This is a genomic window from Vibrio sp. SSH13-20 (genome assembly GCF_040104475.1).
Lineage (GTDB): Bacteria > Pseudomonadota > Gammaproteobacteria > Enterobacterales > Vibrionaceae > Vibrio > Vibrio harveyi.
Window position 1 is genome coordinate 55,748 of sequence record NZ_JBECOU010000011.1, and the last position, 26,213, is coordinate 81,960.

At 46.2% G+C, this 26,213-nt stretch carries 21 protein-coding genes; 12 read left to right on the top strand and 9 right to left on the bottom strand.

Annotated features, from left to right (window positions below):
- Positions 1–76 precede the first annotated feature (76 nt).
- Complete coding sequence (locus tag ABMY42_RS23925; protein ID WP_050907875.1) at positions 77–823, bottom strand: amino acid ABC transporter substrate-binding protein; 747 nt, start codon at positions 821–823, stop codon at positions 77–79.
- A 430-nt stretch (positions 824–1,253) separates the two neighbouring features.
- Between ABMY42_RS23925 and dnaA the strand changes: the two genes are divergently transcribed.
- The 5 genes from dnaA (at position 1,254) to ABMY42_RS23950 (ending at position 8,439) form a co-directional block, all read left to right on the top strand.
- A complete protein-coding gene (gene dnaA / locus ABMY42_RS23930; protein WP_005451061.1) occupies positions 1,254–2,660 on the top strand; it encodes a chromosomal replication initiator protein DnaA in 1,407 nt (468 codons plus the stop codon).
- 63 nt (positions 2,661–2,723) lie between these two features.
- A complete protein-coding gene (gene dnaN, locus ABMY42_RS23935) occupies positions 2,724–3,824 on the top strand; it encodes a DNA polymerase III subunit beta (protein ID WP_005451063.1) in 1,101 nt (366 codons plus the stop codon).
- 9 nt (positions 3,825–3,833) lie between these two features.
- On the top strand, positions 3,834–4,907 hold the full coding sequence (recF, locus tag ABMY42_RS23940; protein ID WP_005426070.1) for a DNA replication/repair protein RecF: 1,074 nt from the start codon (positions 3,834–3,836) through the stop codon (positions 4,905–4,907).
- A 19-nt stretch (positions 4,908–4,926) separates the two neighbouring features.
- Positions 4,927–7,344 (top strand): DNA topoisomerase (ATP-hydrolyzing) subunit B, encoded by a 2,418-nt coding sequence (gene gyrB, locus ABMY42_RS23945; RefSeq protein ID WP_050933197.1) that lies wholly within the window; start codon positions 4,927–4,929, stop codon positions 7,342–7,344.
- 657 nt (positions 7,345–8,001) lie between these two features.
- Positions 8,002–8,439, top strand: a complete 438-nt coding sequence (locus ABMY42_RS23950) for an Hsp20 family protein (protein ID WP_005426066.1) — start codon at positions 8,002–8,004, stop codon at positions 8,437–8,439.
- A 152-nt stretch (positions 8,440–8,591) separates the two neighbouring features.
- On the opposite strand, the gene ABMY42_RS23955 is transcribed toward ABMY42_RS23950, so the two are convergent.
- The 4 genes from ABMY42_RS23955 to glyQ form a co-directional block, all read right to left on the bottom strand.
- Positions 8,592–9,845: a valine--pyruvate transaminase gene (locus tag ABMY42_RS23955; protein ID WP_050913655.1), complete on the bottom strand. Its 1,254-nt coding sequence runs from the start codon at positions 9,843–9,845 to the stop codon at positions 8,592–8,594.
- 229 nt (positions 9,846–10,074) lie between these two features.
- Entirely contained in the window at positions 10,075–12,159 is a 2,085-nt protein-coding gene (locus tag ABMY42_RS23960) for an alpha-amylase (protein ID WP_349266865.1), read from the bottom strand.
- Between the two features lie 217 nt (positions 12,160–12,376).
- On the bottom strand, positions 12,377–14,443 hold the full coding sequence (glyS, locus tag ABMY42_RS23965) for a glycine--tRNA ligase subunit beta (RefSeq protein ID WP_349266866.1): 2,067 nt from the start codon (positions 14,441–14,443) through the stop codon (positions 12,377–12,379).
- Positions 14,444–14,456: 13 nt separating this feature from the next.
- Positions 14,457–15,374 (bottom strand): glycine--tRNA ligase subunit alpha, encoded by a 918-nt coding sequence (glyQ, locus tag ABMY42_RS23970; protein WP_005451074.1) that lies wholly within the window; start codon positions 15,372–15,374, stop codon positions 14,457–14,459.
- 483 nt (positions 15,375–15,857) lie between these two features.
- Here glyQ and ABMY42_RS23975 point away from each other — a divergent pair, with 483 nt between their 5' ends.
- The gene (locus ABMY42_RS23975) at positions 15,858–16,412 is read left to right on the top strand and encodes a TMEM165/GDT1 family protein (RefSeq protein WP_010444803.1); all 555 of its coding nucleotides are present in this window, start codon (positions 15,858–15,860) and stop codon (positions 16,410–16,412) included.
- 160 nt (positions 16,413–16,572) lie between these two features.
- Positions 16,573–16,833 carry a hypothetical protein gene (locus ABMY42_RS23980; RefSeq protein ID WP_009708061.1) on the top strand — a complete coding sequence of 87 codons (261 nt, stop codon included), beginning with the start codon at positions 16,573–16,575 and terminating at the stop codon, positions 16,831–16,833.
- Positions 16,834–16,877: 44 nt separating this feature from the next.
- On the opposite strand, the gene tusA is transcribed toward ABMY42_RS23980, so the two are convergent.
- A complete protein-coding gene (tusA, locus tag ABMY42_RS23985; RefSeq protein WP_005426051.1) occupies positions 16,878–17,126 on the bottom strand; it encodes a sulfurtransferase TusA in 249 nt (82 codons plus the stop codon).
- Between the two features lie 132 nt (positions 17,127–17,258).
- On the opposite strand from tusA, the gene ABMY42_RS23990 reads away from it, so the two are divergent.
- Both ABMY42_RS23990 and ABMY42_RS23995 read left to right on the top strand, forming a co-directional pair.
- Positions 17,259–17,441, top strand: coding sequence for a hypothetical protein (locus tag ABMY42_RS23990; protein ID WP_005426049.1), 183 nt, complete (start codon positions 17,259–17,261; stop codon positions 17,439–17,441).
- A gap of 167 nt (positions 17,442–17,608) precedes the next feature.
- Positions 17,609–18,550 (top strand): LysR family transcriptional regulator, encoded by a 942-nt coding sequence (locus ABMY42_RS23995; RefSeq protein ID WP_009699107.1) that lies wholly within the window; start codon positions 17,609–17,611, stop codon positions 18,548–18,550.
- A 74-nt stretch (positions 18,551–18,624) separates the two neighbouring features.
- On the opposite strand, the gene ABMY42_RS24000 is transcribed toward ABMY42_RS23995, so the two are convergent.
- From ABMY42_RS24000 to fadB, 3 genes are all read right to left on the bottom strand, one after another.
- Complete coding sequence (locus tag ABMY42_RS24000; RefSeq protein ID WP_349266867.1) at positions 18,625–19,605, bottom strand: MDR family oxidoreductase; 981 nt, start codon at positions 19,603–19,605, stop codon at positions 18,625–18,627.
- Positions 19,606–19,871: 266 nt separating this feature from the next.
- Entirely contained in the window at positions 19,872–21,047 is a 1,176-nt protein-coding gene (gene fadA, locus ABMY42_RS24005) for an acetyl-CoA C-acyltransferase FadA (RefSeq protein WP_349266868.1), read from the bottom strand.
- A gap of 14 nt (positions 21,048–21,061) precedes the next feature.
- The gene (gene fadB, locus ABMY42_RS24010; RefSeq protein ID WP_038897959.1) at positions 21,062–23,233 is read right to left on the bottom strand and encodes a fatty acid oxidation complex subunit alpha FadB; all 2,172 of its coding nucleotides are present in this window, start codon (positions 23,231–23,233) and stop codon (positions 21,062–21,064) included.
- A gap of 268 nt (positions 23,234–23,501) precedes the next feature.
- Between fadB and ABMY42_RS24015 the strand changes: the two genes are divergently transcribed.
- Genes ABMY42_RS24015 through hemG form a run of 3 tightly spaced genes read left to right on the top strand, consistent with a single transcriptional unit; the run spans position 23,502 to position 26,166 of the window.
- A complete protein-coding gene (locus ABMY42_RS24015; protein ID WP_005440863.1) occupies positions 23,502–24,125 on the top strand; it encodes a YigZ family protein in 624 nt (207 codons plus the stop codon).
- A 46-nt stretch (positions 24,126–24,171) separates the two neighbouring features.
- The gene (locus ABMY42_RS24020) at positions 24,172–25,629 is read left to right on the top strand and encodes a TrkH family potassium uptake protein (RefSeq protein ID WP_005451087.1); all 1,458 of its coding nucleotides are present in this window, start codon (positions 24,172–24,174) and stop codon (positions 25,627–25,629) included.
- 9 nt (positions 25,630–25,638) lie between these two features.
- Complete coding sequence (gene hemG / locus ABMY42_RS24025; protein ID WP_005451088.1) at positions 25,639–26,166, top strand: menaquinone-dependent protoporphyrinogen IX dehydrogenase; 528 nt, start codon at positions 25,639–25,641, stop codon at positions 26,164–26,166.
- Positions 26,167–26,213 lie beyond the last annotated feature (47 nt).

Below are 26,213 nucleotides of genomic sequence, written 5' to 3' on the forward strand. Positions count from 1 at the left end.
AATACGAAGTTCCACCTTGTCATTGAGTTAAAAAAGGACGCGAGATAAAGCCCTGCGTCCTAAAAGAAGAGAAGTTTTACTTCGTGATGTCGGCACCAAACCATTTCACTGAAATCTTCTCTACTGTTCCGTCTGCGCGCATTTCTGCAAGTGCTTTATTCACTTCCGCTTGTAGCTTACGACCCTTTTCGTTATCCACGAATGGCCAAGCGTTTTGAATCGTTTCAAATGGTTCACCTGCCAGTTGAAGCGGTAGACCCGTTTTCTTAATCAGCTCTAGGGCAGACAAACGATCCATGATGAAAGCATCCGCACGACCTAGTGCCACATCGTGTTCAATACCTGTATCGTAAGTCTTAATGTTGATCTTGCCATCTTTGTCATAATCACGTAGCAACTGTTCAAAGTTAGAGCCTAGGTTAACAGCAACGGTTTTGCCTGCGAGATCTTCGACACCTTGGATGCTATCGTTGCCTTTACGTACGGTAATTTGCGCACCGTCTACTACGTATGGGTCAGCAAATAGGTATTTTGCTTTACGCGCATCTGTCATCGTGATTTGGTTCGAGATGGTATCAATACGACCTGTTTCGAGTAGGCCAAACAAACCAGAAAAGTTCGCTGTTACGTATTCGATCTTGTAATCATTACGCTTACCGATCTCATCCCACATATCCACTTCAAAACCTTGTAGCTTATCTTGCTTCACGAAAGTGAATGGGAAGTAGCGACCAGACATACCAACTTTGACTTCAGTTGCTGCTTGAACGGTGGCGGCAGATAAAGCGATGGCTGCAACGGCAACCTTCATCCAGTTTTTCATAATACATCTCCATAATTTTATGGTTGGAAATACTACTGTCAGTTAGCTCAATTAAAGAAATAACCAAGTGCAATAACCTAGACCTCAGAGTAATAAGATCTTATTTGGTATAGATAGTAGCCAAGATATAGGGATAAATGATGAAAAAACGATCGAAAGAAGCATGAGTGACGATCGAAATAAGCCGATGAATGAAAATTCATACACAGAGTTATCACCAATGACTCGATCTGACTGATTTTGCCTAAATGTGGATCAATGTGTGGGCAAATTTGGGGCAAGATGTGTTGATCTCACTAAGTTGGGCGAAAATATTGTGAATAACTTAGATCTTATTCACTGGATCATCGATCAATTGCTGGCGATCTTGGTTATCAACAGGTAAAATTGCCAGTCTTTTCCGATAATTCAAATACTCAGTGGGGGCACCGTGTCATCTTCGCTTTGGTTGCAATGTTTGCAGCAGCTTCAAGAAGAGCTACCAGCTACAGAATTCAGTATGTGGGTTCGTCCGTTACAAGCGGAGCTCAATGACAATACTCTCACTTTGTTCGCACCTAACCGCTTTGTGTTGGATTGGGTTCGTGACAAGTACCTGAATAGCATTAATCGCTTACTGCAAGAATACTGCGGTAATGATGTACCTAGTTTGCGCTTTGAAGTTGGCAGTCGCCGAGTTGCAGCACCAAAACCGGCACCGACACGAACGCCGGCGGATGTTGCGGCAGAGTCTTCAGCGCCCGCTCAGCTGCAAGCCCGTAAGCCTGTGCATAAAACGTGGGATGATGACGCGCAAGTGATCGCAGACATCAACCACCGCTCTAATGTGAACCCAAAACATAAGTTCAATAACTTCGTTGAAGGTAAGTCGAACCAATTGGGTCTTGCTGCTGCTCGTCAGGTTTCGGATAACCCAGGTGCTGCATATAACCCGCTTTTCCTATACGGTGGTACTGGCTTGGGTAAAACGCACTTGTTGCATGCAGTGGGTAATGCCATTGTGGATAACAACCCAAATGCGAAAGTGGTGTACATGCACTCTGAGCGTTTTGTGCAAGATATGGTGAAAGCACTGCAAAACAATGCGATTGAAGAGTTCAAACGCTACTACCGAAGTGTTGATGCGTTGCTTATCGATGATATCCAATTCTTTGCCAATAAAGAGCGTTCACAAGAAGAATTCTTCCATACCTTCAACGCATTGCTAGAAGGTAACCAACAGATCATTTTGACTTCAGATCGCTACCCAAAAGAGATCAGCGGTGTAGAAGATCGTCTGAAATCACGTTTCGGTTGGGGATTAACCGTCGCGATCGAGCCACCAGAGCTTGAAACTCGTGTAGCGATCTTGATGAAGAAAGCGGAAGACCACCAAATCCACCTCGCAGATGAAGTGGCATTCTTTATTGCTAAGCGTCTGCGTTCCAACGTTCGTGAGTTGGAAGGGGCACTTAACCGCGTTATTGCTAACGCGAACTTCACCGGTCGCCCAATCACGATTGATTTCGTTCGTGAAGCGCTGCGCGACCTACTTGCTCTGCAAGAGAAGCTCGTTACTATCGACAATATTCAAAAGACAGTGGCGGAATACTACAAGATTAAAGTGGCTGATCTGCTGTCTAAGCGTCGCTCTCGCTCAGTTGCTCGTCCTCGTCAGTTGGCGATGGCGCTGGCAAAAGAGCTGACTAACCATAGCTTGCCGGAAATTGGTGATGCGTTTGGTGGTCGTGACCACACCACTGTACTGCATGCTTGTCGCAAGATTGAGCAGCTACGTGAAGAGAGCCACGATATTAAAGAAGATTACTCTAACTTGATTCGCACCCTGTCTTCTTAATCGGTTAGAATGACAGTATTCCAAGCAAATCATTAATTGAGCTGACAGCGTAAAGAGCCAAGCATGAAATTTACTATTGAACGTAGTCATTTAATCAAACCGCTACAACAGGTTTCGGGCGCATTAGGTGGTCGACCAACCCTACCAATTCTGGGTAACCTACTGCTTAAAGTAGAAGATAACGTGTTATCCATGACCGCGACCGATTTGGAAGTGGAATTGGTGAGCAAAGTGACTCTAGAAGGGGATTTTGAAGCGGGCAGCATTACCGTTCCTTCTCGTAAGTTTCTTGATATCTGTCGTGGTCTACCTGATGACTCCATCATTACCTTCGTATTAGAAGGCGATCGTGTACAGGTACGTTCTGGTCGCAGTCGTTTCTCACTGGCAACACTTCCGGCGAACGATTTCCCAAACATTGAAGATTGGCAGAGTGAAGTAGAAGTTTCACTGACTCAGTCTGATCTACGTACGCTGATTGAAAAAACACAATTCTCGATGGCGAACCAAGACGTTCGTTACTACCTAAACGGCATGTTGTTTGAAATCGACGGTACGACGCTACGCAGTGTGGCAACCGATGGTCACCGTATGGCAGTATCTCAAACTCAGCTCGGTGCAGATTTTGCGCAAAAGCAAATTATCGTGCCTCGCAAGGGGGTACAAGAGCTTGTTAAACTGATGGATGCGCCAGAACAGCCTGTCGTACTACAAATTGGCAGCTCAAATGTACGTGCAGAAGTGAACAACTTTATCTTCACTTCTAAGCTGGTTGATGGTCGTTTCCCTGATTATCGCCGCGTATTGCCGCAAAGCACCAACAAAACGCTAGAAGCAAGTTGTGATGAGTTACGTCAAGCCTTCTCACGTGCTGCGATTCTTTCTAACGAAAAATTCCGTGGCGTTCGTGTGAATCTTGCGGGTAGTGAAATGCGCATTACTGCTAACAACCCAGAGCAAGAAGAAGCAGAAGAAATGCTAGACGTGACCTTTGAAGGTGACGCTATCGAGATCGGCTTTAACGTAAGCTACGTGCTTGATGTACTTAATACACTGCGTTGTGACAATGTGCGTGTGTCGATGTCGGATGCCAACGCCAGTGCGTTGATTGAAAACGCAGACGACGATAGTGCAATGTACGTGGTGATGCCAATTCGTCTGTAAGTCATCTGAATGCCACTTTCTCGCCTCATCATTCAGCAGTTTCGAAACATTAAAGCCTGTGATATTGACCTATCAGCAGGCTTTAACTTTCTTATTGGACCGAACGGCAGCGGTAAAACCAGTGTTTTAGAAGCCATTTACTTGCTCGGACATGGTCGCTCTTTCAAGAGTTCGTTGACCGGTCGAGTTATCCAAAATGAGTGCGATGAGCTGTTTGTTCATGGTCGTTTTTTGAACTCGGATCAATTTGAGCTACCTATCGGCATTAATAAGCAGCGTGATGGCTCAACAGAGGTTAAAATAGGCGGTCAATCTGGACAAAAACTGGCGCAACTTGCACAAGTTTTGCCTTTACAGTTGATACATCCAGAAGGATTTGATCTACTAACGGATGGTCCAAAACATCGTCGTGCATTCATCGACTGGGGTGTGTTTCACACCGAGCCTGCTTTTTATGATGCATGGGGGCGTTTCAAGCGTCTTAACAAGCAACGCAATGCTCTGCTTAAAACTGCCAGAAGTTATCGTGAACTCAGTTATTGGGATCAAGAGATGGCACATTTGGCTGAAAACATCAGTCAATGGCGAGCGCTATACATCGAACAGATGAAAACCGTAGCGGAAACTATCTGTCAGACGTTTTTGCCAGAATTTGAGATCCAATTAAAGTATTATCGTGGTTGGGACAAAGACACCCCTTATCATGAGATACTAGAAAAGAATTTCGAGCGTGATCAGTCATTGGGTTACACCTTTAGTGGTCCAAATAAAGCTGATTTGCGCATTAAAGTGAACGGAACGCCAGTTGAAGACGTTTTGTCACGCGGTCAATTAAAACTCATGGTGTGTGCTTTGCGTGTGGCGCAGGGGCAACACCTTACCGAAATGACCGGCAAACAATGTATTTACCTAATTGACGACTTTGCGTCGGAATTAGACAGCCAACGTCGCAAGCGTCTAGCGGACTGCTTGAAAGAGACGGGCGCACAAGTATTTGTAAGCTCTATCACTGAAAGCCAAATCGCCGATATGTTGGACGATACGGGCAAATTGTTTCATGTGGAACATGGCAGGATAGAGTAAAACTAGAAGAGAGAAACTCATGTCTGAAAATTACGATTCATCGAGTATTAAGGTACTGAAGGGTCTGGATGCGGTACGTAAGCGTCCAGGTATGTACATCGGCGACACGGACGACGGCACTGGTCTTCACCACATGGTCTTCGAGGTGGTGGATAACTCAATTGATGAAGCGTTGGCAGGTCACTGTAAAGACATCGTTGTGACAATTCATGAGGACAACTCGGTTTCAGTTACGGATGATGGTCGTGGCATTCCAACAGAAATGCACCCAGAAGAAAAAGTATCTGCTGCAGAAGTTATCATGACGGTACTTCACGCTGGTGGTAAGTTCGATGATAACTCATACAAAGTATCAGGCGGTCTACACGGCGTAGGTGTTTCAGTAGTAAACGCACTGTCTGAGAAAGTGGTTCTGACTATCCACCGCGGCGGTCATATCCATACGCAAACTTACCATCATGGTGAGCCTCAAGCGCCACTAGCAGTAATTGGTGATACTGACCAAACTGGTACACAAATCCGTTTCTGGCCAAGTGCAGAAACATTCTCGAACACAGAATTTCACTACGACATCCTAGCGAAGCGTCTACGTGAACTTTCTTTCCTGAACTCTGGTGTTTCAATCAAACTGGTTGATGAGCGTGAAGCAGACAAGAGCGACCACTTCATGTTTGAAGGTGGTATCCAAGCGTTTGTTGAGCACCTAAACACCAACAAAACACCAATCATCGAGAAAATCTTCCACTTCGACTTTGAGCGCGAAGATGGTATCTCGGTAGAAGTGGCGATGCAGTGGAATGACGGTTTCCAAGAGAACATCTACTGTTTCACTAACAACATCCCACAACGCGACGGTGGTACTCACCTTGCCGGTTTCCGTGCAGCGCTAACGCGTACACTGAACTCTTTCATGGACAAAGAAGGCTTCTCTAAGAAAGCGAAAACAGCAACTTCTGGTGATGACGCGCGTGAAGGTCTAACTGCGGTTGTTTCGGTTAAAGTGCCTGATCCTAAGTTCTCAAGCCAAACTAAAGACAAACTGGTTTCTTCTGAAGTGAAGTCAGCGGTTGAATCAGCAATGGGTGAGAAACTGTCTGAGTTCCTAATTGAGAACCCGGCAGAAGCGAAGATGGTTTGTTCGAAAATCATCGATGCAGCTCGTGCTCGTGAAGCGGCGCGTAAAGCTCGTGAAATGACTCGTCGTAAAGGCGCACTAGACCTAGCAGGTCTGCCAGGCAAACTTGCAGACTGTCAGGAAAAAGATCCAGCACTCTCTGAACTATACATAGTGGAGGGTGATTCGGCAGGCGGCTCCGCAAAACAAGGCCGTAACCGTAAGAACCAAGCAATCCTACCGCTAAAAGGTAAGATTCTTAACGTAGAAAAAGCGCGTTTCGACAAGATGCTTTCTTCTCAAGAAGTAGCAACGCTGATCACTGCATTAGGCTGTGGTATCGGTCGTGATGAGTACAACCCGGATAAACTGCGTTACCACAACATCATCATCATGACCGATGCTGACGTCGATGGTTCGCACATCCGTACGCTACTGTTGACCTTCTTCTACCGTCAAATGCCAGAGCTTATCGAGCGTGGCTATGTGTACATTGCTCAGCCACCGCTTTACAAAGTGAAGAAAGGCAAACAAGAGCAGTACATCAAAGACGAAGATGCGATGAACCAATACCAAGTTGCTTTGGCACTTGATAACGCATCGCTACACGTAAACGCAGAAGCACCAGCATTGGCAGGCGAAGCGCTAGAGAAGCTAGTTCAGCAATACAACGCTGGTATCAAGCTAGCGGATCGCATGAGCCGCCGCTACCCAAGCGCGCTAGTTCATGAGCTAATCTACACGCCGCGTCTAACGGCAGAGCAATGTCATGATGCTGCAACAGTAGAAGCGTGGACAAAGCAGCTTGTTGAGCAGCTAAACGCGAAAGAAGTAGGCGCAAGCCAATACAGCTTCGAAGTTGAGCAACACGAAGAGCTAGGTCTAAACCTACCTAAGATCATCGTACGTACTCACGGTGTGACTCATGACTACGCACTAAGCATCGACCTACTGAACTCGAAAGAGTACGGCAAACTAGCGGATCTATCTGAAGCGCTAGACGGTCTGCTAGAAGAAGGCGCTTACATCAAGCGTGGTGAGCGTACTCAGCCGGTATCAAGCTTTGCATCGGCACTTGAGTGGCTAATCAAAGAGTCGCGTCGTGGTCTAAGCCTACAGCGCTACAAAGGTCTAGGTGAGATGAACCCAGATCAGCTTTGGGAAACCACAATGGACCCAGAGACACGTCGCATGATGCAAGTAACCATTGAAGATGCGGTGGGTGCAGACCAATTGTTCACAACGTTAATGGGTGACCAAGTTGAGCCGCGTCGTAACTTCATCGAAGAGAACGCGCTGAAAGTAGCAAACCTAGACGTTTAGACTATTTTTCCTTTGCTGGATATGCTGATTTCGTTGTCGAAGGTGCTCACATACACTTGTATGCTGCGCGCCTTCTCCTAGAACTAAGCATATCCCCCTGCGGAAAAACGAATCTAAATTTCTTTTGATAGAATTTTAAAAGCACTGCCTTCGGGTGGTGCTTTTTTATTGAGTGGAGAGAAGCCAGATAAAAGAAACGAGATACAAGAATGGGCTGCACTCTATGGAGGCGGGGAAGCTTGGCTTTGAAACTCTACATTTAAGGAAAGAGTGGATATAAGTGGCGCTTTTCATTATTAGTATGTTAGGACGTCATCTTCGAGAGGGAGGAACGACCGAGTCGGGGATCTAAAATATTTTCACCGTAGCCCTTGAAAGCCCATTTTTCGACCTTATATCTAGTTATGAAGAGGGATGGCTAACTTGCTCAACAAGAGAAGAACAGCGCCTCTGGAATCGCTAAACGAGATCGCTCAAGAGAGGATACTCAGTATTAGCACACAACTTGACCCTAGATTCGACATCATGTCCCCGCACCTAAAAAGTAGGTCAGAGGAATGAATCATCGGATCCCTTAGCTCGGCGTTTTCTTGCATAAATGCGCCATGTGGATGACCCTCATCTGGGCTAAGACTATTGCTTAAAAGAGGATAGATTATGCGTAATGTAGATTTCTCACCACTATACCGTAATGCAATTGGCTTCGACCGTCTGTTTAACCTGATGGAAGCAAGCTCTGCGAAAAACACTTCTGGCGGCTACCCTCCATACAACATCGAGCAAAAAGATGAGCACAACTACCGTATTACTATGGCAGTCGCAGGTTTTGCTGAAGATCAGCTCGATTTGACTCAAAACGAAAACATGTTGATTGTGAAGGGCGAGCGTAAAGCAGAAGAAGGTAAAAACTACGTTTACCAAGGTATTGCGGAGCGCGATTTTGAACGTAAATTCCAACTTGCGGATTACGTAAAAGTCGTTGGAGCATCAATGGAAAACGGTCTACTTCATATCGATTTAGTTCGTGAAATTCCAGAAGCGATGCAACCACGTAAGATTGCTATCGGTGGCAACAACCTGATTGAAAACAGCTAATCAGCTAAAGACATTTCAGTTAACTACACGGTTATAGAATGAGAAAGAGCGCCTTCCATTATGGAAAAGGGCGCTCTTTTTAATTTGGGGCTTTCAAATCCGCTATTTCAAAGCCGTAATTTCAAAGAGAAGAACGGCTGAGTTTAATCGGTCTATTTACCTTCGCGGTAAGCCTTTTCCACTTCTTCTGCGATAATCGCAATGCCTTTTTGCATCATCTCATCGTCTTGAACGTAGTTCATACGCAAGCATTGGTGTGCATGATCCCACTCGTCTTTCTGACCAATAAAGAAGTATTCACCCGGAACAATCAAGACCCCACGCGCTTTCAAGCGTTGGTACAGTTCCATTGTCGTAATTGGCAGTTCATCAAACCATAGCCACAAGAAGATAGCGCCTTCTGGTTTGTGAATACGGAAGCGCTCATCGGTAATCGCTTCTTGGAGCAGTTCAACTGCACGTTGAGACTTCTGCTTGTAGAATGGCTTAATCACCTCAGAGCTCAGTTTAAGCAGATCGCCTTTGCCAATGATGTGGTTTGCCAACGCTGGACCAACACTGCCTGGAGCTAGGCTGATGATGCCGTTCATATTGGTCAACGCTTGCGTGATTTCCTCACTCGCAATCACAATCCCACAACGCACGCCCGGCAAGCCAAGTTTAGATAGGCTCATGCACAGGATGGTGTTTTCATTCCAGAACGGCTCGACATCTTCAAAGATGATATTTGGGAACGGCAGACCGTAGGCGTTATCAATGATCAGCGGAATGTTGTTCTCACGTGCTAGCTTGTCTAGCTTACGTACTTCTTCATCTGTCAGTACGTTACCCGTTGGATTGGTTGGGCGAGACGCGCAGATTGCTGCAACAGAGTCATCTACGGTGAGCTGCTCAAAGTCGACGTGGTATTTAAACAGACCATTATCTAACAGCTCGATTTCTGGGTGGTAAGAGACAAAGATATCTTCATCAATGCCTGCATCACCATAACCGATGTACTCAGGCGCGATAGGCAGTAGCACTTTCTTGTGCGAACCGTCTGGCTGCTGACCTGCTAGTAAGTTGAACAGGTAGAAGAAGCCACTTTGGCTGCCGTTAGTTAGGCTGATGTTCTTCTCGGAAATATCCCAGCCGTAAGTTTCACGGAATAACTGAGCCAGCGCTTTAACGAACGCGTCTTTGCCCTGCGGACCATCGTAGTTGGCGAGGGCGGCGACGAGCTCTCCACTGGCGAGCATTTCCTCACTGGCTTGGCGAAAGTAATCGAGCATGGCAGGAATGGCGGCTGGGTTACCTCCACCGAGCATGATGGCACCTGGTGTGCGCAGACCATCATTCAAATCGTCCATTAACTGCGTGATACCTGAATACTGATTAAATTTTTCACCAAACTTTGAGAACTGCATTTGTCGTTATACCTAATTCATTGTGATTGCTTTGTGTATGTTTGTGCCGATGTTTTATCGGCTTATCGAGTAATCCTTGACCTTACCTCAATGCGTAATTAACGCAAAGTGTGAATTAAGCCGAAAAAGAAAAAAGTGTGTCATCAGACCAGAGGTACGAGATAAAAAGGCAAAAAGAGCAATAAAAAAGGGAAGCTTATGCTTCCCTTGCTGGTGGAGATAGTGTGGCTTACTCACCGGTGTAAACAATCAGCACCTTGTCGTCTTGGTATTGGCGTTCGAACGCGTAGTAACCTTCTTGATTGCGAGTGATGTGCTTACCTTGAGCAACCGCTGGGTGGCGTTTACGGAATTCGCCCAACTTTTGCCAATGCTGCAGTAAGTCTTCACGCTCGCCATTAATCTTATCCCATGGCATATCAGAGCGAGTACCTTGGTGAGCGTCCGAGCCGGTAACACCAAAGTCACGGGCGATCTCGTCACCATAGTAGATTTGCACTGCACCTGGCGCCAGCATCAACGCATTGGCTGCACGTGCTTGGTCATCAAAGCTGCGGCTGCGAGCTGACCAAAACAGCTGTGTATCGTGTGAAGACAGGTAGCTCAACACATTGAACTCAGGATCGGTATTGATGCGCTCTGCATAACGGCGGTAATCATTATCAAGTTGAGCGAAACACTTCAGAGCTTTTGGTGCTACATCAGATTGGAACTCGAAGTTGATAATTGAATCGAAGCCGTTATCGAAATACGGGCTCTTCACCACGCTGTGTGCCCACACTTCACCTGTCATCCAGAAGGGTAGGTCATCCAAGGCTTTGTCCGGGTTGTTTTGCTTCCATTGAGCAAGCGCTTGGGTGGTGCTGGCTTTCAGCTCTGCCCACGCTTCCATTTCAACGTGTTTAGCGGTGTCGACACGGAAGCCGTCAATGCCATAGTCGCGCACCCAATCGGATAACCAGGTAATCAGATGCTCACGCGGGGTTTGCAGCTCATCTTGCGCATTGGTGTCTTTATTGCGGAAGAAGTTTGGTAATCCGGTTTTCTGAGTCGATTCGGTTTTTAGATCCGGTAGGTAGTTCAAAGACATGGTGATGTCGTTGTAGCCCGGAGCATCGTAGTCACCAATGTCAGTGCGGATCCAATCTTTGCCCCACCATTTATCCCACGCTTCGCTATCACCGTATTTGATGTAGTCGTTGAAGCTGTGCCAGCTTTGTCCTGATTTTGGCTGCCAGTCGGTCCATTTTTCACCAAGGACTTCTTTGGCTTCTTGGTCATCAAGGTAAAGCTGACCAAATCCGAATTCCTGCATGTCTGCTAATGTCGCATAACCTGTGTGGTTCATGACTACATCCCAAATCACGCGGATGCCTTTCTTGTGGGCGGTATCAACGAAGGTTCTGAGTTCATCTTCGGTACCCATGTTGGCATCAAGCTTGGTCCAATCTTGGTGGTAGTAGCCGTGGTAGCCGTAGTGCTTAAAGTCGCCTTTATCGCCGCCGCCAACCCAGCCGTGGATTTGTTCCAGTGGCGAGGTTATCCAGATAGCATTCACACCAAGTGATTCGATGTAATCGAGTTTTTTCGTCAGACCCGCTAAGTCACCACCGTGGAAGGTACCAATCTCGTATTTTCCATCTTTGCTGCGACCGTAGCTGTTGTCGTTGTCTGGGTTGCCATTGTAGAAGCGGTCGGTCATGACGAAGTACACCGTCGCGTTATCCCAGCTGAAAGGTTTATCGGCTTGCTGTTCAACTTCTTCTAGCAGCAATAGACCTTGGCTCATAGGACCCGGTTGCATGGTGACGGTGCCATTGGTGACTGTGGCTTCTTGTCCGGTTAAGGCATCACGAACGACAGTGCCATCATTAAAGGTTTGAGCAACGTTGATGGTTTTTGGCGCGTCAGTTGCGACAGGGCAAGAGTCGGTGATGTCCTGACTCTGTTTTGGTTTGATTTTTACCGTCAGCTCGTTGGTGGTTGGATTGAGCGTAAATTGATAGGTATTGGCTTTGAAGATGCGCAGCGGCATTTGTGCATCAGTGGCGCAGTTATCCATTTTTAATGGACGATTGAACTTGATGCGATCTTCTTCTGCTAGGGCAAAGCTACTGCCACAAGTTTGCTTGCTGTCAGCAATGGTAAAGCTATAACTGCCTTTTTCGAGTCTTTGCTCGGCGACAAGTAAGCCTTGTGAGTTTTCCTCAAAAACAGCGGTGTCATCACCAACGCTTAATACGATGGCATTTTCTGGAATCTGGCTGCAGGCGCTCAGTAGACCGATAGAGAGTGCGAGAATTGTTTTTTTCATTGTGTCCTTCCCCCGAATAAACAGTCCAGTTATAGCAAAACTGTGCCTCTACAATCCGAGCTCTACACCAACAAGTTAAACGCGTCTCACCCTACAAATTTTAGTCTTGTTCACAAAATGAATAATAAGCGTCACCGTCATCGGTTTGAAGGCAACAAAAAAGGGAAGCATCTGCTTCCCTTTTACTTATTTCTTAATCACTTCTAAGAGTAATGAATTACTTTTGAAGCAAAGAAATGTCTGCGATCTGTAGGAACAGGTTACGCAGGTTGTTCAGTAGTGTCAGACGGTTTTTCTTAAGTGCTTCGTCGTCTGCCATTACCATTACGTTATCAAAGAACGCATCAACTGGTTCACGTAGGTCAGCTAGCTTGCTTAGGGCTTCTTGGTAGTTACCTGTAGCAAATGCTGGCTCTAGCGCTTCTGTCATTACTTCAACGCTTTCTGCTAGTGCTTTCTCTGCGTCTTCTTGTAGAAGTGCTAGGTCGATGTCTGCTGCTAGTTCGCCGTCGAATTTCGCTAGGATGTTACCTACACGTTTGTTCGCTGCTGCTAGAGACTCTGCCGCTTCTAGCTCACGGAAGTGAGAAACCGCTTTAACTCGTTGGTCGAAGTCTGCTGGTTTTGTAGGACGACGCGCTAGAACCGCTTGAATGATGTCTACGCTGAAGCCTTCGTCTTGGTACCAAGCACGGAAACGACCAAGCATGAACTCGATAACGTCTTGTTCAACGTTGTCGTTGGTTAGGCGGTCGCCAAATAGTGACTTCGCTTTCGCTACTAGGTCAACAAGATCTAGGTTGTAGCCGTATTCAACGATGATACGTAGTACACCTAGAGATGCGCGGCGTAGTGCGAATGGGTCGCTGCCTTTAGGCGCTTGACCAATACCGAAGATACCTACGATAGTGTCTAGCTTGTCTGCCATTGCAACTGCAGTTGAAACACCGTTTGATGGCAGTTCATCACCTGCGAAACGAGGCATGTATTGCTCGTTCAGTGCTACTGCAACTTCTTCTGCTTCACCGTCGTGGCGAGCGTAGTGCATACCCATAACGCCTTGAGTATCCGTGAATTCGAATACCATTGAGGTCATTAGGTCACATTTTGCTAGTAGACCAGCACGCTTTGATTTCTCAACGTCAGTACCGATTTGCTCAGCAATGTAGCCAGCAAGTTCTGTGATGCGGTCTGTTTTGTCTTTGATCGTACCCAGTTGCTTTTGGAAGATCGCTTGCTCTAGTTCAGGCAGACGGTCGATAAGCGGACGCTTACGGTCTGTGTTGAAGAAGAACTCTGCGTCAGCAAGACGAGGACGAACCACTTTCTCGTTACCTTCGATTACGTAACGAGGCTCTTTTGATTCGATGTTCGATACGAAGATGAAGTTAGGTAGTAGCTTCTTGTTTTCGTCGTAAACAGGGAAGTATTTTTGGTCACCTTTCATGGTGTAAACCAACGCTTCAGAAGGTACTTTTAGGAACTCTTCTTCAAACTTCGCTGTTAGTACCACTGGCCATTCAACCAGAGACGTTACTTCTTCTACTAGGTCATCTTCTAGGTCAGCGATACCGCCAACCGCTGCTGCTGCTTTTTGTGCGTCAGCTAGGATGATTGCTTTACGCGCTTCGTAATCTGCCATTACTTTACCGCGCTCTTCTAAGATCGCAGGGTATTGTTCAGCAGAATCGATAGTGAACTCTTGCTCACCCATGAAGCGGTGACCACGGATAGTGCGGTCTGAAGCGACACCAAGGATCTCGCCTTCGATTAGGTCGCTACCCATTAGCATGGTTAGCGTCTTAACTGGACGGATAAATTGAGTCGTTTTGTTACCCCAGCGCATTGGTTTTGCGATAGGTAGGTTTGCTAGTGCTTTCGCTGCAAGTTCAACTACGATCTCAGACGTTGGCTGGCCTTTCACTTCTTGTTTGAACAGTAGCCATTCACCTTTGTCTGTTACCATGCGCTCTGCTTGGTCAACCGTGATGCCACAACCGCGTGCCCAGCCTTGAGCCGCTTTTGTTGGGTTGCCTTCCGCGTCAAACGCTGCAGAAACCGCAGGACCACGTTTTTCAACAACTTTGTCAGACTGGCTGTCTGCTAGTGCTGCGACTTTAAGTGCAAGACGACGAGGTGCCGCGAACCATTTAACGCCTTCATGAGTAAGCTCAGCGCCTTTTAGTTCTGCTTCGAAGTTTGCTGCGAATGCTTCAGCTAGAGTGCGAAGTTGCGTTGGTGGTAGCTCTTCTGTGCCTAGCTCGATTAGAAATTCTTTTGCCATGTTACTCTACCCCTTACGCTTGTTCTTTCTTACACATTGGGAAGCCAAGAGCTTCACGAGATGCGTAGTATGCTTCTGCAACTGCTTTCGTCAGGTTGCGGATGCGTAGGATGTAACGTTGGCGTTCAGTTACTGAGATCGCTTTACGCGCGTCTAGTAGGTTGAATGCGTGACCCGCTTTTAGAATGCGCTCGTAAGCAGGTAGTGGCAGTGGCTTTTCAAGCTCAAGCAGCTCTTTACACTCTTTCTCACACTGTTCGAAGAAACCAAATAGGAAGTCAACGTCTGCGTGCTCGAAGTTGTAAGTCGATTGCTCTACTTCGTTTTGGTGGAAGATGTCACCGTAAGTCACTTTGCTGCCGTCTGGTGCGATGTTCCAAACTAGGTCGTAAACAGAGTCGACTTCTTGGATGTACATTGCTAGACGTTCGATACCGTAAGTGATCTCACCAGTTACTGGCTTACACTCAAGACCGCCAACTTGTTGGAAGTAAGTAAACTGAGTCACTTCCATGCCGTTTAGCCAAACTTCCCAGCCTAGACCCCATGCGCCTAGTGTTGGGTTTTCCCAGTTGTCTTCTACGAAACGGATATCGTGAACAAGTGGGTCAATACCAAGAACTTCTAGAGAACCTAGGTACAACTCTTGGATATTGTCTGGTGATGGTTTTAGCGCTACTTGGAATTGGTAGTAGTGCTGTAGACGGTTAGGGTTTTCACCGTAACGACCATCGGTAGGACGACGTGAAGGTTGTACGTAAGCTGTAGACATTGGCTCTGGGCCAAGTGCTCGTAGACATGTCATTGGATGAGAGGTACCCGCACCCACTTCCATATCTAGCGGTTGAACAATGGTACAACCATTTTGAGCCCAATAATCCTGCAGCGCGAGGATCATTCCCTGGAAGGTTTTGATATCGTATTTTTGCATAAGTCAGGTTCGCGCGATTCTCTTATTACTTGTGAATTCGTCTCTTTTGCTGGGTTTTATAGCCTCAACAATAGCGATTCAAAGTAATTACGGTTGAATAAAATAACAATCAAGTATACCCAGATATTGAGCATGGGAGTAGAGCTAATCTTGATTAATTCGTGGGCAATTTTCTCCTTTAATGGATTTTTACCGCTTTATCTGCTGAATTTTTCCTAAAAGGGAGTTTTCACTGGCTTTCACTCTTGAGGTGATGAGCAAAGGTGGCTAGAATTGCGCCTGTCTTTGGGGAGTAGCTTACTCGATGAAATGCCTATTTCATCTGGTTCGTTCGTCAACATAATTGGTGCAAAATCACCATGGCGTTCGAGACTCATCAACCCGATGAGTTTAGCAAGACCTTAGACAAATCATCATGAACCGGGGTGGGGCGTGAGATTTGTCTTAGGTTAAAAATAATTATCCCGCCCCAATGAGCATGTCGTGAGCGTTTTAGCTATTTCAATTACTACTGTAGCGTTAGCAGAAATTGGCGATAAGACCCAATTGCTATCTCTATTACTTGCCAGTCGTTACCGCAAGCCAATCCCTATTATTGCCGCAATCTTTTTGGCAACCATTGCCAACCACGCTTTGGCTGCATGGTTAGGTGTGGTTGTGGCAGATTACCTTTCGCCTGAGGTTTTAAAATGGGTGCTGGTGGTTAGTTTTGTCGCCATGGCGGCTTGGGTGCTGATCCCAGATAAACTGGATGATGACGAACAGATCTCCAACCGTGGTCCATTCATTGCGAGTTTTATTGCTTTCTTCGTTGCGGAGATTGGCGACAAGACTCAGATTGCAACTTCTATCTTGGGTGCGCAATACGCAGATGCATTGAGTTGGGTGATTCTTGGTACCACGATCGGTATGCTATTGGCTAACGTTCCTGTGGTCCTGATTGGTAAGTTGTCGGCTGATAAGATGCCTTTAGGGTTGATTCGTAAGGTGACCGCATTCCTGTTTATCGCGCTAGCTATCGGAGCGGCACTGTTCTGATTTGTTGCACGTAAAATGGTGTGAATTATCAATAACTAGAGAAGTAATACACTACTTCAAACTCTGACTCAAAATCGTTCAAGACCGTGACGGATGACATATTAGTGTCATACTTGTCATGGTAATTTAATGGTGTGAATGATAGCGAGAGGGCAAAGGTATGCTTACACGTTACATGGGGATGACCCCAAAGAGTCAGAGTTATTTATTCACCTTTGGTTTGGCACTTTGCTTGCTAGCAATGGTGCTGACTGATATGTGGCTACCAATTGTAGCAGGGTCCTTTATTCTTACTGGTCTGACGGTAGAAGCGTGGATTCGGGTGGCTCATATCATTCCGATGCATGAGGAAATGCGTGCAATGCGGAAGCAATTGAACAAGCTACAATCTGAAGTTCGCACACTAGAATACGATGAATAAACAAACGGCAGCCAATTGGGCTGCCGTTTTTGATCTTGCTGAGATTATTCCAAACCTTTCTTGATCAGGTACTGGTATGGAAGCTGTTCCGTTTGTGCCGCAATCAGCTGGTGATCCATAAATCGACAGAAACTCGGGATATCTCGAGTTGTGGATGGGTCGTCTGCTTTAACTAGCAATACTTCACCATCTTGCATGTTTCGAATTGTCTTCCTGACCATCATCACTGGCTCTGGGCAGCGTAATCCTTCCGCCTCTAATGTCTTGGTCGCCAGTTCAGGATTAAAGCTCATAGTGTGATTCTCGTAACTAACTGAGCGTTGAATTTTACTTTCGTTGAAAAAATATTCAATAACCACTTGGCAAACCGAATTTTTTGATTTACCTTAAATTAACAATTTGGTAACAACTGGCAAGGAGAGACGATGTTAACAGCGTTAGACAGACTAACCATCTATTCGGTTTTATGTTTTATCTCGTTCTGTGCATTGGTACTTAGGACGCCAGGTGAAACCTCATTGATGCCTCTTGTAGGCATGAGTGCAACGATTATTGGGATTTGGATTGAGATGCACAAATGGTCAGGTGCATCAGAGCAAGAAAATTAGCGCTTCTTGCTGTAATCGGAACCTATTGATATACCGCTCACCAAGTTTAACGACACTTCATTCCGACACTATCCCCATTTTTCTTGGGCTTCCCCGCTGAAAGGCGGGATTTTTTTTGCCTGAAGAGTACAATTTACCTAAATCCCCTACATGTTAAGTGGCAAATCGTGGAATTAGAAGACATCTATCGTCGAGACCTGAATTTATTGGTCGCATTACGTGTGCTGATTGAAGAGAGCAGTGTCAGTAAAGCAGCAACTCGCCTCAATTTAAGCCAATCGGCAATGAGTCGTGTGCTAGGGCGTTTACGTGATCTGCTTGGTGACCCACTGTTTACTCGTCAAGGTCAGCACTTGATCCCAACTCAAAAAGCGTTAGAAATTGATCGTTCTTTGGGTGAGCCTTTGGAGTCACTACGCCAATTGCTTTCTCCACGTGAGTTTGATCCACGCAGTTGCGATCAGACGTTTAATATCGCGACAACTGATTACGCGATGCAAACCATTCTGCCCTTCGCGTTGCCGCGTATCTATCAAGAAGCACCGAATGTGTCGTTTAACTTCTTGCCGCTGCAACACGACCGCTTATCTGATCAATTAACATATGAAGGCGCGGACTTAGCGATTTGTCGTCCAACAGGTCCAGTGGAGCCATTACGCAGTGAAGTGTTAGGGCGAGTTGGTGTGTTGTGTATGCTATCTAAGCAGCACCCGCTAGCTGAGAAAGAGATGAGTCTGGATGATTATCTCAGTCATCCGCATGCCATGATTGCCATTAGTGATGGGGTTAAAGCGCTGATTGAACAAGCGCTCGTGGAGAAGCCGCAACGTCAGATGGTATTACGCGCTTATCACTTGGAAGCGGCGCTGGCGATCGTTGATACTCTGCCAATTATTATTACCGTGCCTGCCGATTTAGCGTACTTGGTTGCTGATCGCTATGACTTAGTAGTGAAGCCATTACCATTCCAATTCACGCCGTTTGAATATTCGATGATTTGGCACGCACGTTGCGAACACTCTCCCGCTCAAGAATGGTTGCGTGCAGTAGTTCGTGAAGAATGTAGTCGTCTTATTGCTAAACGAATTGAAGATATGGGGTTGGACTGATTTCTCCAAAAAATTGAAATAGCAAAAAGCCGGGCAATGACCCGGCTTTGTTTATTCTATCGAAGAGTTAACGCTTATAACTTGATAACCACACGACCAGTTACTTGACCGTTTGTGATGTCTTCAGCGTATTTTGGTGCTTCTGCTAGCTCTACTTCAGTACAAGCTTGCTCGAAGTAGCTGCCTGGTAGTAGTTCTACCAATTTTTCCCATGCTGCAGTACGTTTTTCAAATGGGCATGAAACAGAATCCACACCTTGTAGACGAACGTTACGTAGAATGAATGGCATCACTGTCGTCGGTAGATCGAAGCCACCTGCAAGACCACAAGCTGCGACTGCACTGTTGTAATCCATTTGCGCCAATACTTTTGCTAGCACTTTGCTGCCTACGGTATCAACCGCACCTGCCCATACTTGCTTTTCAAGCGGACGTGCTGGTTCTTCAAACTCAACACGGTCGATGATGCGGCTAGCTCCTAGCTTTTCTAGTAGCGGACCATTTTGTTCAACACGACCTGTCACGGCTGCCACTTTGTAGCCAAGCTGTGCTAGAAGCGTCACAGCTACTGAGCCTACACCGCCACTTGCGCCAGTTACTAGGATTTCACCATTTTCAGGTTTGATGCCTGCATCAAGCAGTGCTTGAACACACAGCATGCCAGTGAAACCAGCAGTACCAACCATCATGGCTTTCTTGCTGTCCAGACCTTTTGGTAGTGGTACTAGCCAATCCGCTTTTAGACGAGCACGTTGAGACATACCGCCCCAATGGTTTTCACCCACACCCCAACCAGTAAGAACAACTTTGTCGCCTGCTTGGTAGCGGTCGTCTTCTGAGCTTACTACCGTACCTGCTAGGTCAATACCCGGCACCATCGGGAAGTTACGGATGATTTTACCTTTACCTGTAATTGCAAGACCGTCTTTGTAGTTCAACGATGAGTAATCAACGTCAATCAGAACGTCGCCTTCAGGCAGTTGTGTTTCATCGATTTGCTCGATGCTAGCGATAGTACGTTTGTCTTCTTGATTTAGAACTAGAGCATTAAACATAAGGTTCTCCGATTGTGCGGTAGCGTGACTCTGGGTCACATGCAGCAAGATATCAACTGCTGCTAAGTGTATGTCTTCTTTGTCTATGAACAAAATGAAACTTGAGCATTTAATGTATGCTTTTTGTGCATGTAAGCAATGTTTAGCGTAAAACAAAGGGCGACATCAGATGTCGCCCTTAAGTGTAATACTAAAAAATTTCAGTATTGGTTCATTTGCTCGTGACTGTTGAATTGATCACTACAACCTAGCGTTTCTTAAACAGACTATGGTCGTTCAAATACAGTCGCAATACCCTGACCTAAACCAATGCACATGGTTGCGAGACCGTATTTCGCATCTTTTGCTTCCATTAGGTTGATTAACGTCGTTGAGATACGTGAGCCAGAACAACCAAGCGGGTGACCCAATGCAATTGCGCCACCGTTAAGGTTGACCTTCTCATCCATAACATCAAGCAGACTTAAGTCTTTAGCACATGGTAGAGACTGCGCGGCAAATGCTTCGTTTAGCTCGACCACATCCATATCTTCAATTGAAAGACCTGCACGCTTGAGCGCTTTTTGCGTCGCAGGTACAGGACCGTAACCCATGATTGAAGGATCGCAGCCCGCAATGGCCATACCTTTAATGCGTGCTCGAATCTTCAAGCCAAGTTCATTAGCTTTCTCTTCACTCATGATCAACATCGCTGATGCACCATCAGACAGCGCCGATGATGTACCGGCTGTTACGGTACCGTTGGCTGGGTCGAAAACAGGACGAAGTTGAGATAGACCTTCAACGGATGTTTCAGGGCGAATGACTTCATCGTAATCTAGAGTGAACAGCGTGCCGTCAGCCGCATGTCCTTCAATTGGTAGGATTTCGTTTCTAAAACGACCCTCTACGGTTGCAGCATGTGCACGAGCATGGGAACGCGCAGCAAACTCGTCTTGTTGCTTACGGCTAATGCCATGCAGCTTACCAAGCATTTCAGCGGTTAAGCCCATCATGCCTGCTGCTTTTGCAACTGTCTTGGACATACCTGGGTGGAAGTCCACACCGTGGTTCATTGGTACATGTCCCATGTGCTCAACACCACCAATTAGACAGATTTCAGCGTCACCCGTCATGATGGCACGTGTACCATCGTGAAGCGCTTGCATTGATGAACCACACAAGCGGTTAACCGTCACGGCGCCAATCTCAATTGGTAGACCAGCAAGTAGCGCCGCATTACGTGCCACGTTAAAGCCTTGCTCTAGGGTTTGTTGTACACAGCCCCAGTAGATATCTTCAATCTCGCTTGGGTTTACTTGTGGGTTACGTGCAAGAATACCTTTCATTAGGCGCGCAGATAGATCTTCTGCTCGCGTATGACGGAAAGCACCACCTTTAGAGCGACCCATTGGAGTACGTAGACAATCGACTACGACAACATTTCTTGTTTGATTAGTCATTTTAGAATCCCTCCTTAGATAGAACCTTGCTGTTGTGCACCGTAAAAGCTTTCACCTTTCGCCGCCATATCAATCAGCATCTGTGGTACTTGGTACATAGCACCAAGCTCTGAGTATTGTTTTGCCATTGCAACAAACTCAGCAATACCTACGCTATCTAGGTAGCGGAATACGCCACCGCGGAATGGAGGGAAGCCAAGACCGTAAACCAGTGCCATATCCGCTTCTTGTGGAGTGGCAATGATGCCTTCTTGTAGACACAGTACCACTTCGTTGATCATTGGAATCATCATACGTTGAATGATGGTTTGTTCGTCAAAGTCCTGTTTATCGGCACAAACGTCTGCGAGCACCGGCAAGATTTCTTCAGAGAAGGTTTTCTTAGGCTTACCTTTTCTATCAATGGTGTAGCTGTAGAAGCCATTGCCATTCTTCTGGCCGTATTTATCTGCTTCGAACAGTACATCTATTGCGTCACGACCTTGTTTGCCCATACGCTCAGGGAAGCCTTGTGCCATAACGGCTTGTGCGTGGTGAGCAGTATCAATACCAACAACATCGAGCAAGTATGCAGGTCCCATCGGCCAGCCAAACTTACGTTCCATAATTTTGTCGATTTTCGTAAAGTCAGCACCATCGCGAAGTAGCATGCTGAAGCCACCAAAGTATGGGAACAATACGCGGTTTACAAAGAACCCAGGGCAGTCATTAACGACAATTGGTGATTTGCCCATTTTCGCTGCGTACGCAACAACGCGATTGATGGTTTCATCAGAGGTATGTTCACCACGGATGATCTCAACAAGAGGCATGCGGTGCACTGGGTTGAAAAAGTGCATGCCACAGAAGTTTTCTGGGCGTTTTAGCGATTTTGCCAACAGGTTGATAGGAATTGTCGAGGTGTTTGAGGTAATAACGGTATCGTCACCGACATGCGATTCGACTTCACTCAAAACTGCTGCTTTTACTTTCGGGTTTTCTACTACGGCTTCAACAATCACGTCTGATTCTTCAATGCCTGCGTAATGTAGGCTTGGTGTGATAGACGCTAAAATACCAGCCATCTTAAAGCCATCAATGCGACCACGAGATAAGCGTTTATTTAGCAGCTTAGATGCTTCCGTCATGCCTAAATCGAGTGAAGGTTGCGCGATATCTTTCATTAACACCGGTACGCCTTTTAAAGCAGATTGGTAGGCGATACCGCCGCCCATAATGCCCGCACCAAGCACAGCCGCACGTTGCGTGTCTTTACTCGCTGACTTAGCTGATTTTTTCGCAAGCCCTTTGATGTATTGGTCGTTAAGGAACAAACCAACCAGTGATTTCGCTTCTTCAGATTTAGCCAGTTTTACGAAGTGTTTACGTTCAATGTCGAGAGCTTCGTTTCGAGCAAAGCGAGCGCCTTCTTCAATCGTAATAACGGCAGTCATTGGAGCAGGGTAGTGAGGACCCGCTTTCTGAGCCACTAGACCCTTCGCCATGGTGAAGCTCATCATTGATTCGAGCTTACTTAGCGTTAGAGGTGATGTCTTTTGCTTGCGACGAGCTTGCCAGTCCAACTTCTCGTTGATTGCCGAGGTCAGTGTCTTGAGTGCTGACTCGTAAAGTGTGTCGGTATCAACAACCGCATCCAGAAGACCAATCTTTAACGCTTCATCCGCACGACACGCTTTTCCTTGAGTGATCACTTCCATCGCACTATCGGCACCGATAACTCGTGGCAGACGCACACAACCACCAAAGCCCGGCATGATGCCCAGTTTTGTTTCTGGTAGACCGATGCTGGTGGTCTTGTCACCAATTCTCATGTCAGTTGCAAGTACGCATTCACAGCCGCCACCTAACGTGTGGCCTTTTAGTACCGAGATAGTTGGGACAGGCAAGTCTTCCAGCTTATTGAAGATGCTGTTAGCAAATTGTAGCCACTGATCGAGTTCAGCGTCTGTCTTAGCGAAAAGACCTAAGAATTCGGTGATATCAGCGCCAACAATGAACGCGTCTTTATCTGAGGTGAGCATCAAGCCCTTCAGTCCTTGGTGCGCTTTTAGTGCATCAAGGGCTTTGTCGAGTGACTCTAGTGTCGCTAGGTCGAGCTTGTTAACGGATTTTGGAGAGCAGAAGCTTAGTTCTGCAATACCATCTTGTACTTCCTTTACCTGTAGGGTTTCGGCTTGGTAAATCATTGTCTATCTCCATGACATACAATCTTGGATTGTCTGTATACCAATTTGATGCGGGCTGAGCGCCTGTAGGGCAGCAAATAGATATAGAGGAAAGTCGTTTTATTTATTGTTCTGGTTAGACCAGTGAAGTTAGTTTGGACTTCGGACTGGTTAATTTCAATACATTTTTTAAACAAGTGTTTAACATTGTGCGCTAAGGCAGATCTTATGCGACTCACAATTACCTCTCGTGATAGACTTTAGACAAAGAGAAAAGTGACTTAATCCTATGAATGACCTGCCTTATCTGATTCCTGCTCAGCCTGCTCAATTTGAAGAAGAGATCAAAAAGAGTGTCTTTATTACTTACTTAGCACATACGCCAAGCGTGGAAGCGGCGAAAGCATTCGTTGAGCAGATCAAAACCAAGCATGCTGATGCAAGACACAACTGCTGGGGATTTGTTGCTGGTCGACCAGAAGATTCGATGAAGTGGGGCTTTAGTGATGATGGAGAACCTTCAGGGACAGCAGGTAAACCAATCCTTGCTCAGCTGTCTGGCTCTGGAGTTGGAGAGATTACCGCTGTAGTTACTCGATATTCTGGCGGCATTAAGCTTGGTACAGGTGGTTTGGTCAAAGCCTATGGTGGCGGCGTGCAACAAGCGCTCAAGCTGCTTCAAACAATTGAGAAAAAAATAACCACAAAACTCCGACTAGAGTTAGACTATGGGTTTATGCCTATCGCACAGTCGCTTATGCCCCAGTTTGGTGCGGTTGAAGTGGATGCTGAATACAGCGATCAGGTGGTATTAGTGGTGGAAATTGAGCTACGTGAAGTGAGCGCGTTTACCCAAGCTATCATCAACAAAAGTGGTGCAAAGGCAATTGTCACCCCACTAGACGGACAATAATGAAAAATAGGAAGCCACAGGGACAGCTTCGCTAGTCAATCAATCCATGCAATTTCGTTCAATTATTCGAATCGTCGGGCTATTGCTCGCACTTTTTAGTGTCACAATGCTCGCGCCTGCGCTAGTTGCGCTTATCTATCGAGATGGTGCGGGTGTACCTTTTGTCACGACTTTCTTCGTACTTCTTGTATGCGGTGGGATCTGTTGGTTCCCAAACCGCAGGCACAAACACGAGCTTAAAGCGCGTGATGGCTTCCTTATTGTTGTTCTTTTCTGGACTGTACTTGGCAGTGCTGGCTCTATCCCTTTTCTGATCTCAGATAACCCCAATGTATCTGTGACTGATGCTTTTTTTGAGTCCTTCTCTGCTTTAACGACAACAGGTGCGACGGTGATCGTCGGGCTCGACGAGTTGCCAAAAGCGATTCTCTTTTATCGCCAACTTCTACAGTGGTTTGGCGGTATGGGTATCATCGTATTGGCGGTAGCCATTCTTCCTGTTCTTGGTATCGGTGGTATGCAGCTGTATAGAGCTGAAATACCAGGACCAGTAAAAGATACTAAGATGACCCCACGTATTGCTGAGACAGCAAAAGCACTGTGGTACATCTATTTGAGTCTGACAATTGCATGTGCCGTAGCATTTTGGTTGGCAGGTATGACGCCATTTGATGCTATTAGCCATAGCTTCTCCACCATTGCTATCGGTGGCTTCTCTACGCACGATGCCAGCATGGGCTATTTCGATAGCTATGCCATCAACATGATTACCGTTGTCTTCTTGTTAATCTCGGCATGTAACTATTCTTTGCACTTTGCCGCGTTTGCGTCTGGTGGCGTGCATCCTAAATACTATTGGAAAGACCCAGAGTTTCGCGCGTTTATCTTTATTCAAGTGGTTCTGTTCTTGGTTTGCTTCTTATTACTATTGAATCATCACTCGTATGACTCTCCTTATGATGCCTTCGACCAAGCCTTGTTCCAAACTGTGTCAATCTCTACTACTGCAGGTTTTACTACAACCGGCTTTGCTGATTGGCCGTTGTTCTTGCCAGTGTTGTTATTGTTCTCTTCTTTCATCGGTGGTTGTGCTGGTTCGACTGGTGGTGGCATGAAAGTGATCCGTATTCTGCTACTGACCTTACAAGGTGCTCGTGAGCTGAAGCGTTTGGTGCACCCTCGTGCGGTGTACACCATCAAAGTGGGTGGCAGTGCGCTACCGCAGCGTGTTGTTGATGCGGTTTGGGGATTCTTCTCTGCGTACGCGCTCGTATTTGTGGTTTGTATGCTGGGGTTGATTGCGACTGGCATGGATGAACTAAGTGCGTTCTCGGCGGTAGCTGCGACTCTGAACAACCTCGGTCCTGGCTTAGGGGAAGTAGCACTTCACTTTGGTGATGTTAATGACAAAGCAAAATGGGTATTGATTGTTTCTATGCTGTTTGGTCGTTTGGAAATCTTTACCTTACTTATTTTACTTACGCCGACGTTTTGGCGCAGTTAAGGGGAAATTGTGGCAAAAGCATTATTTCTATATTCTTCCCGAGAAGGGCAGACTAAAAAAATTCTCCACTATATAGATGAGCAGCTATTAGAGTTCGATTGCGAGCTGGTGGATTTACATAGTGTAGAGACGATTGATTTCAGCCAATACGACAGAGTATTGATTGGAGCCTCTATTCGTTATGGTCATCTTAATAAGAAGCTGTACCAGTTTATTGAGCGAAATCTCAATCAACTTGAACAAAGTAAAGTGGCATTTTTCTGCGTAAACCTAACTGCTCGCAAAGAAGACCAAGGAAAAGATACGCCAGAGGGTAGCGCTTACATTCGTAAGTTCCTGACCAAGTCGCCTTGGAAACCAATCTTAATTGGTGTTTTTGCTGGTGCTCTTTATTATCCTCGTTATGGTTGGTTCGACAAAACTATGATTAAGTTCATTATGTCGATGACAGGGGGCGAAACCGATACGACCAAAGAAGTGGAATACACCAATTGGGAAAAAGTGGCTCTTTTCGCAGATAAATTCAAAGAACTGTAGAAATAACGTGCTCTTTTGAACGCTTTTGATGCAAATTTATCCGAACG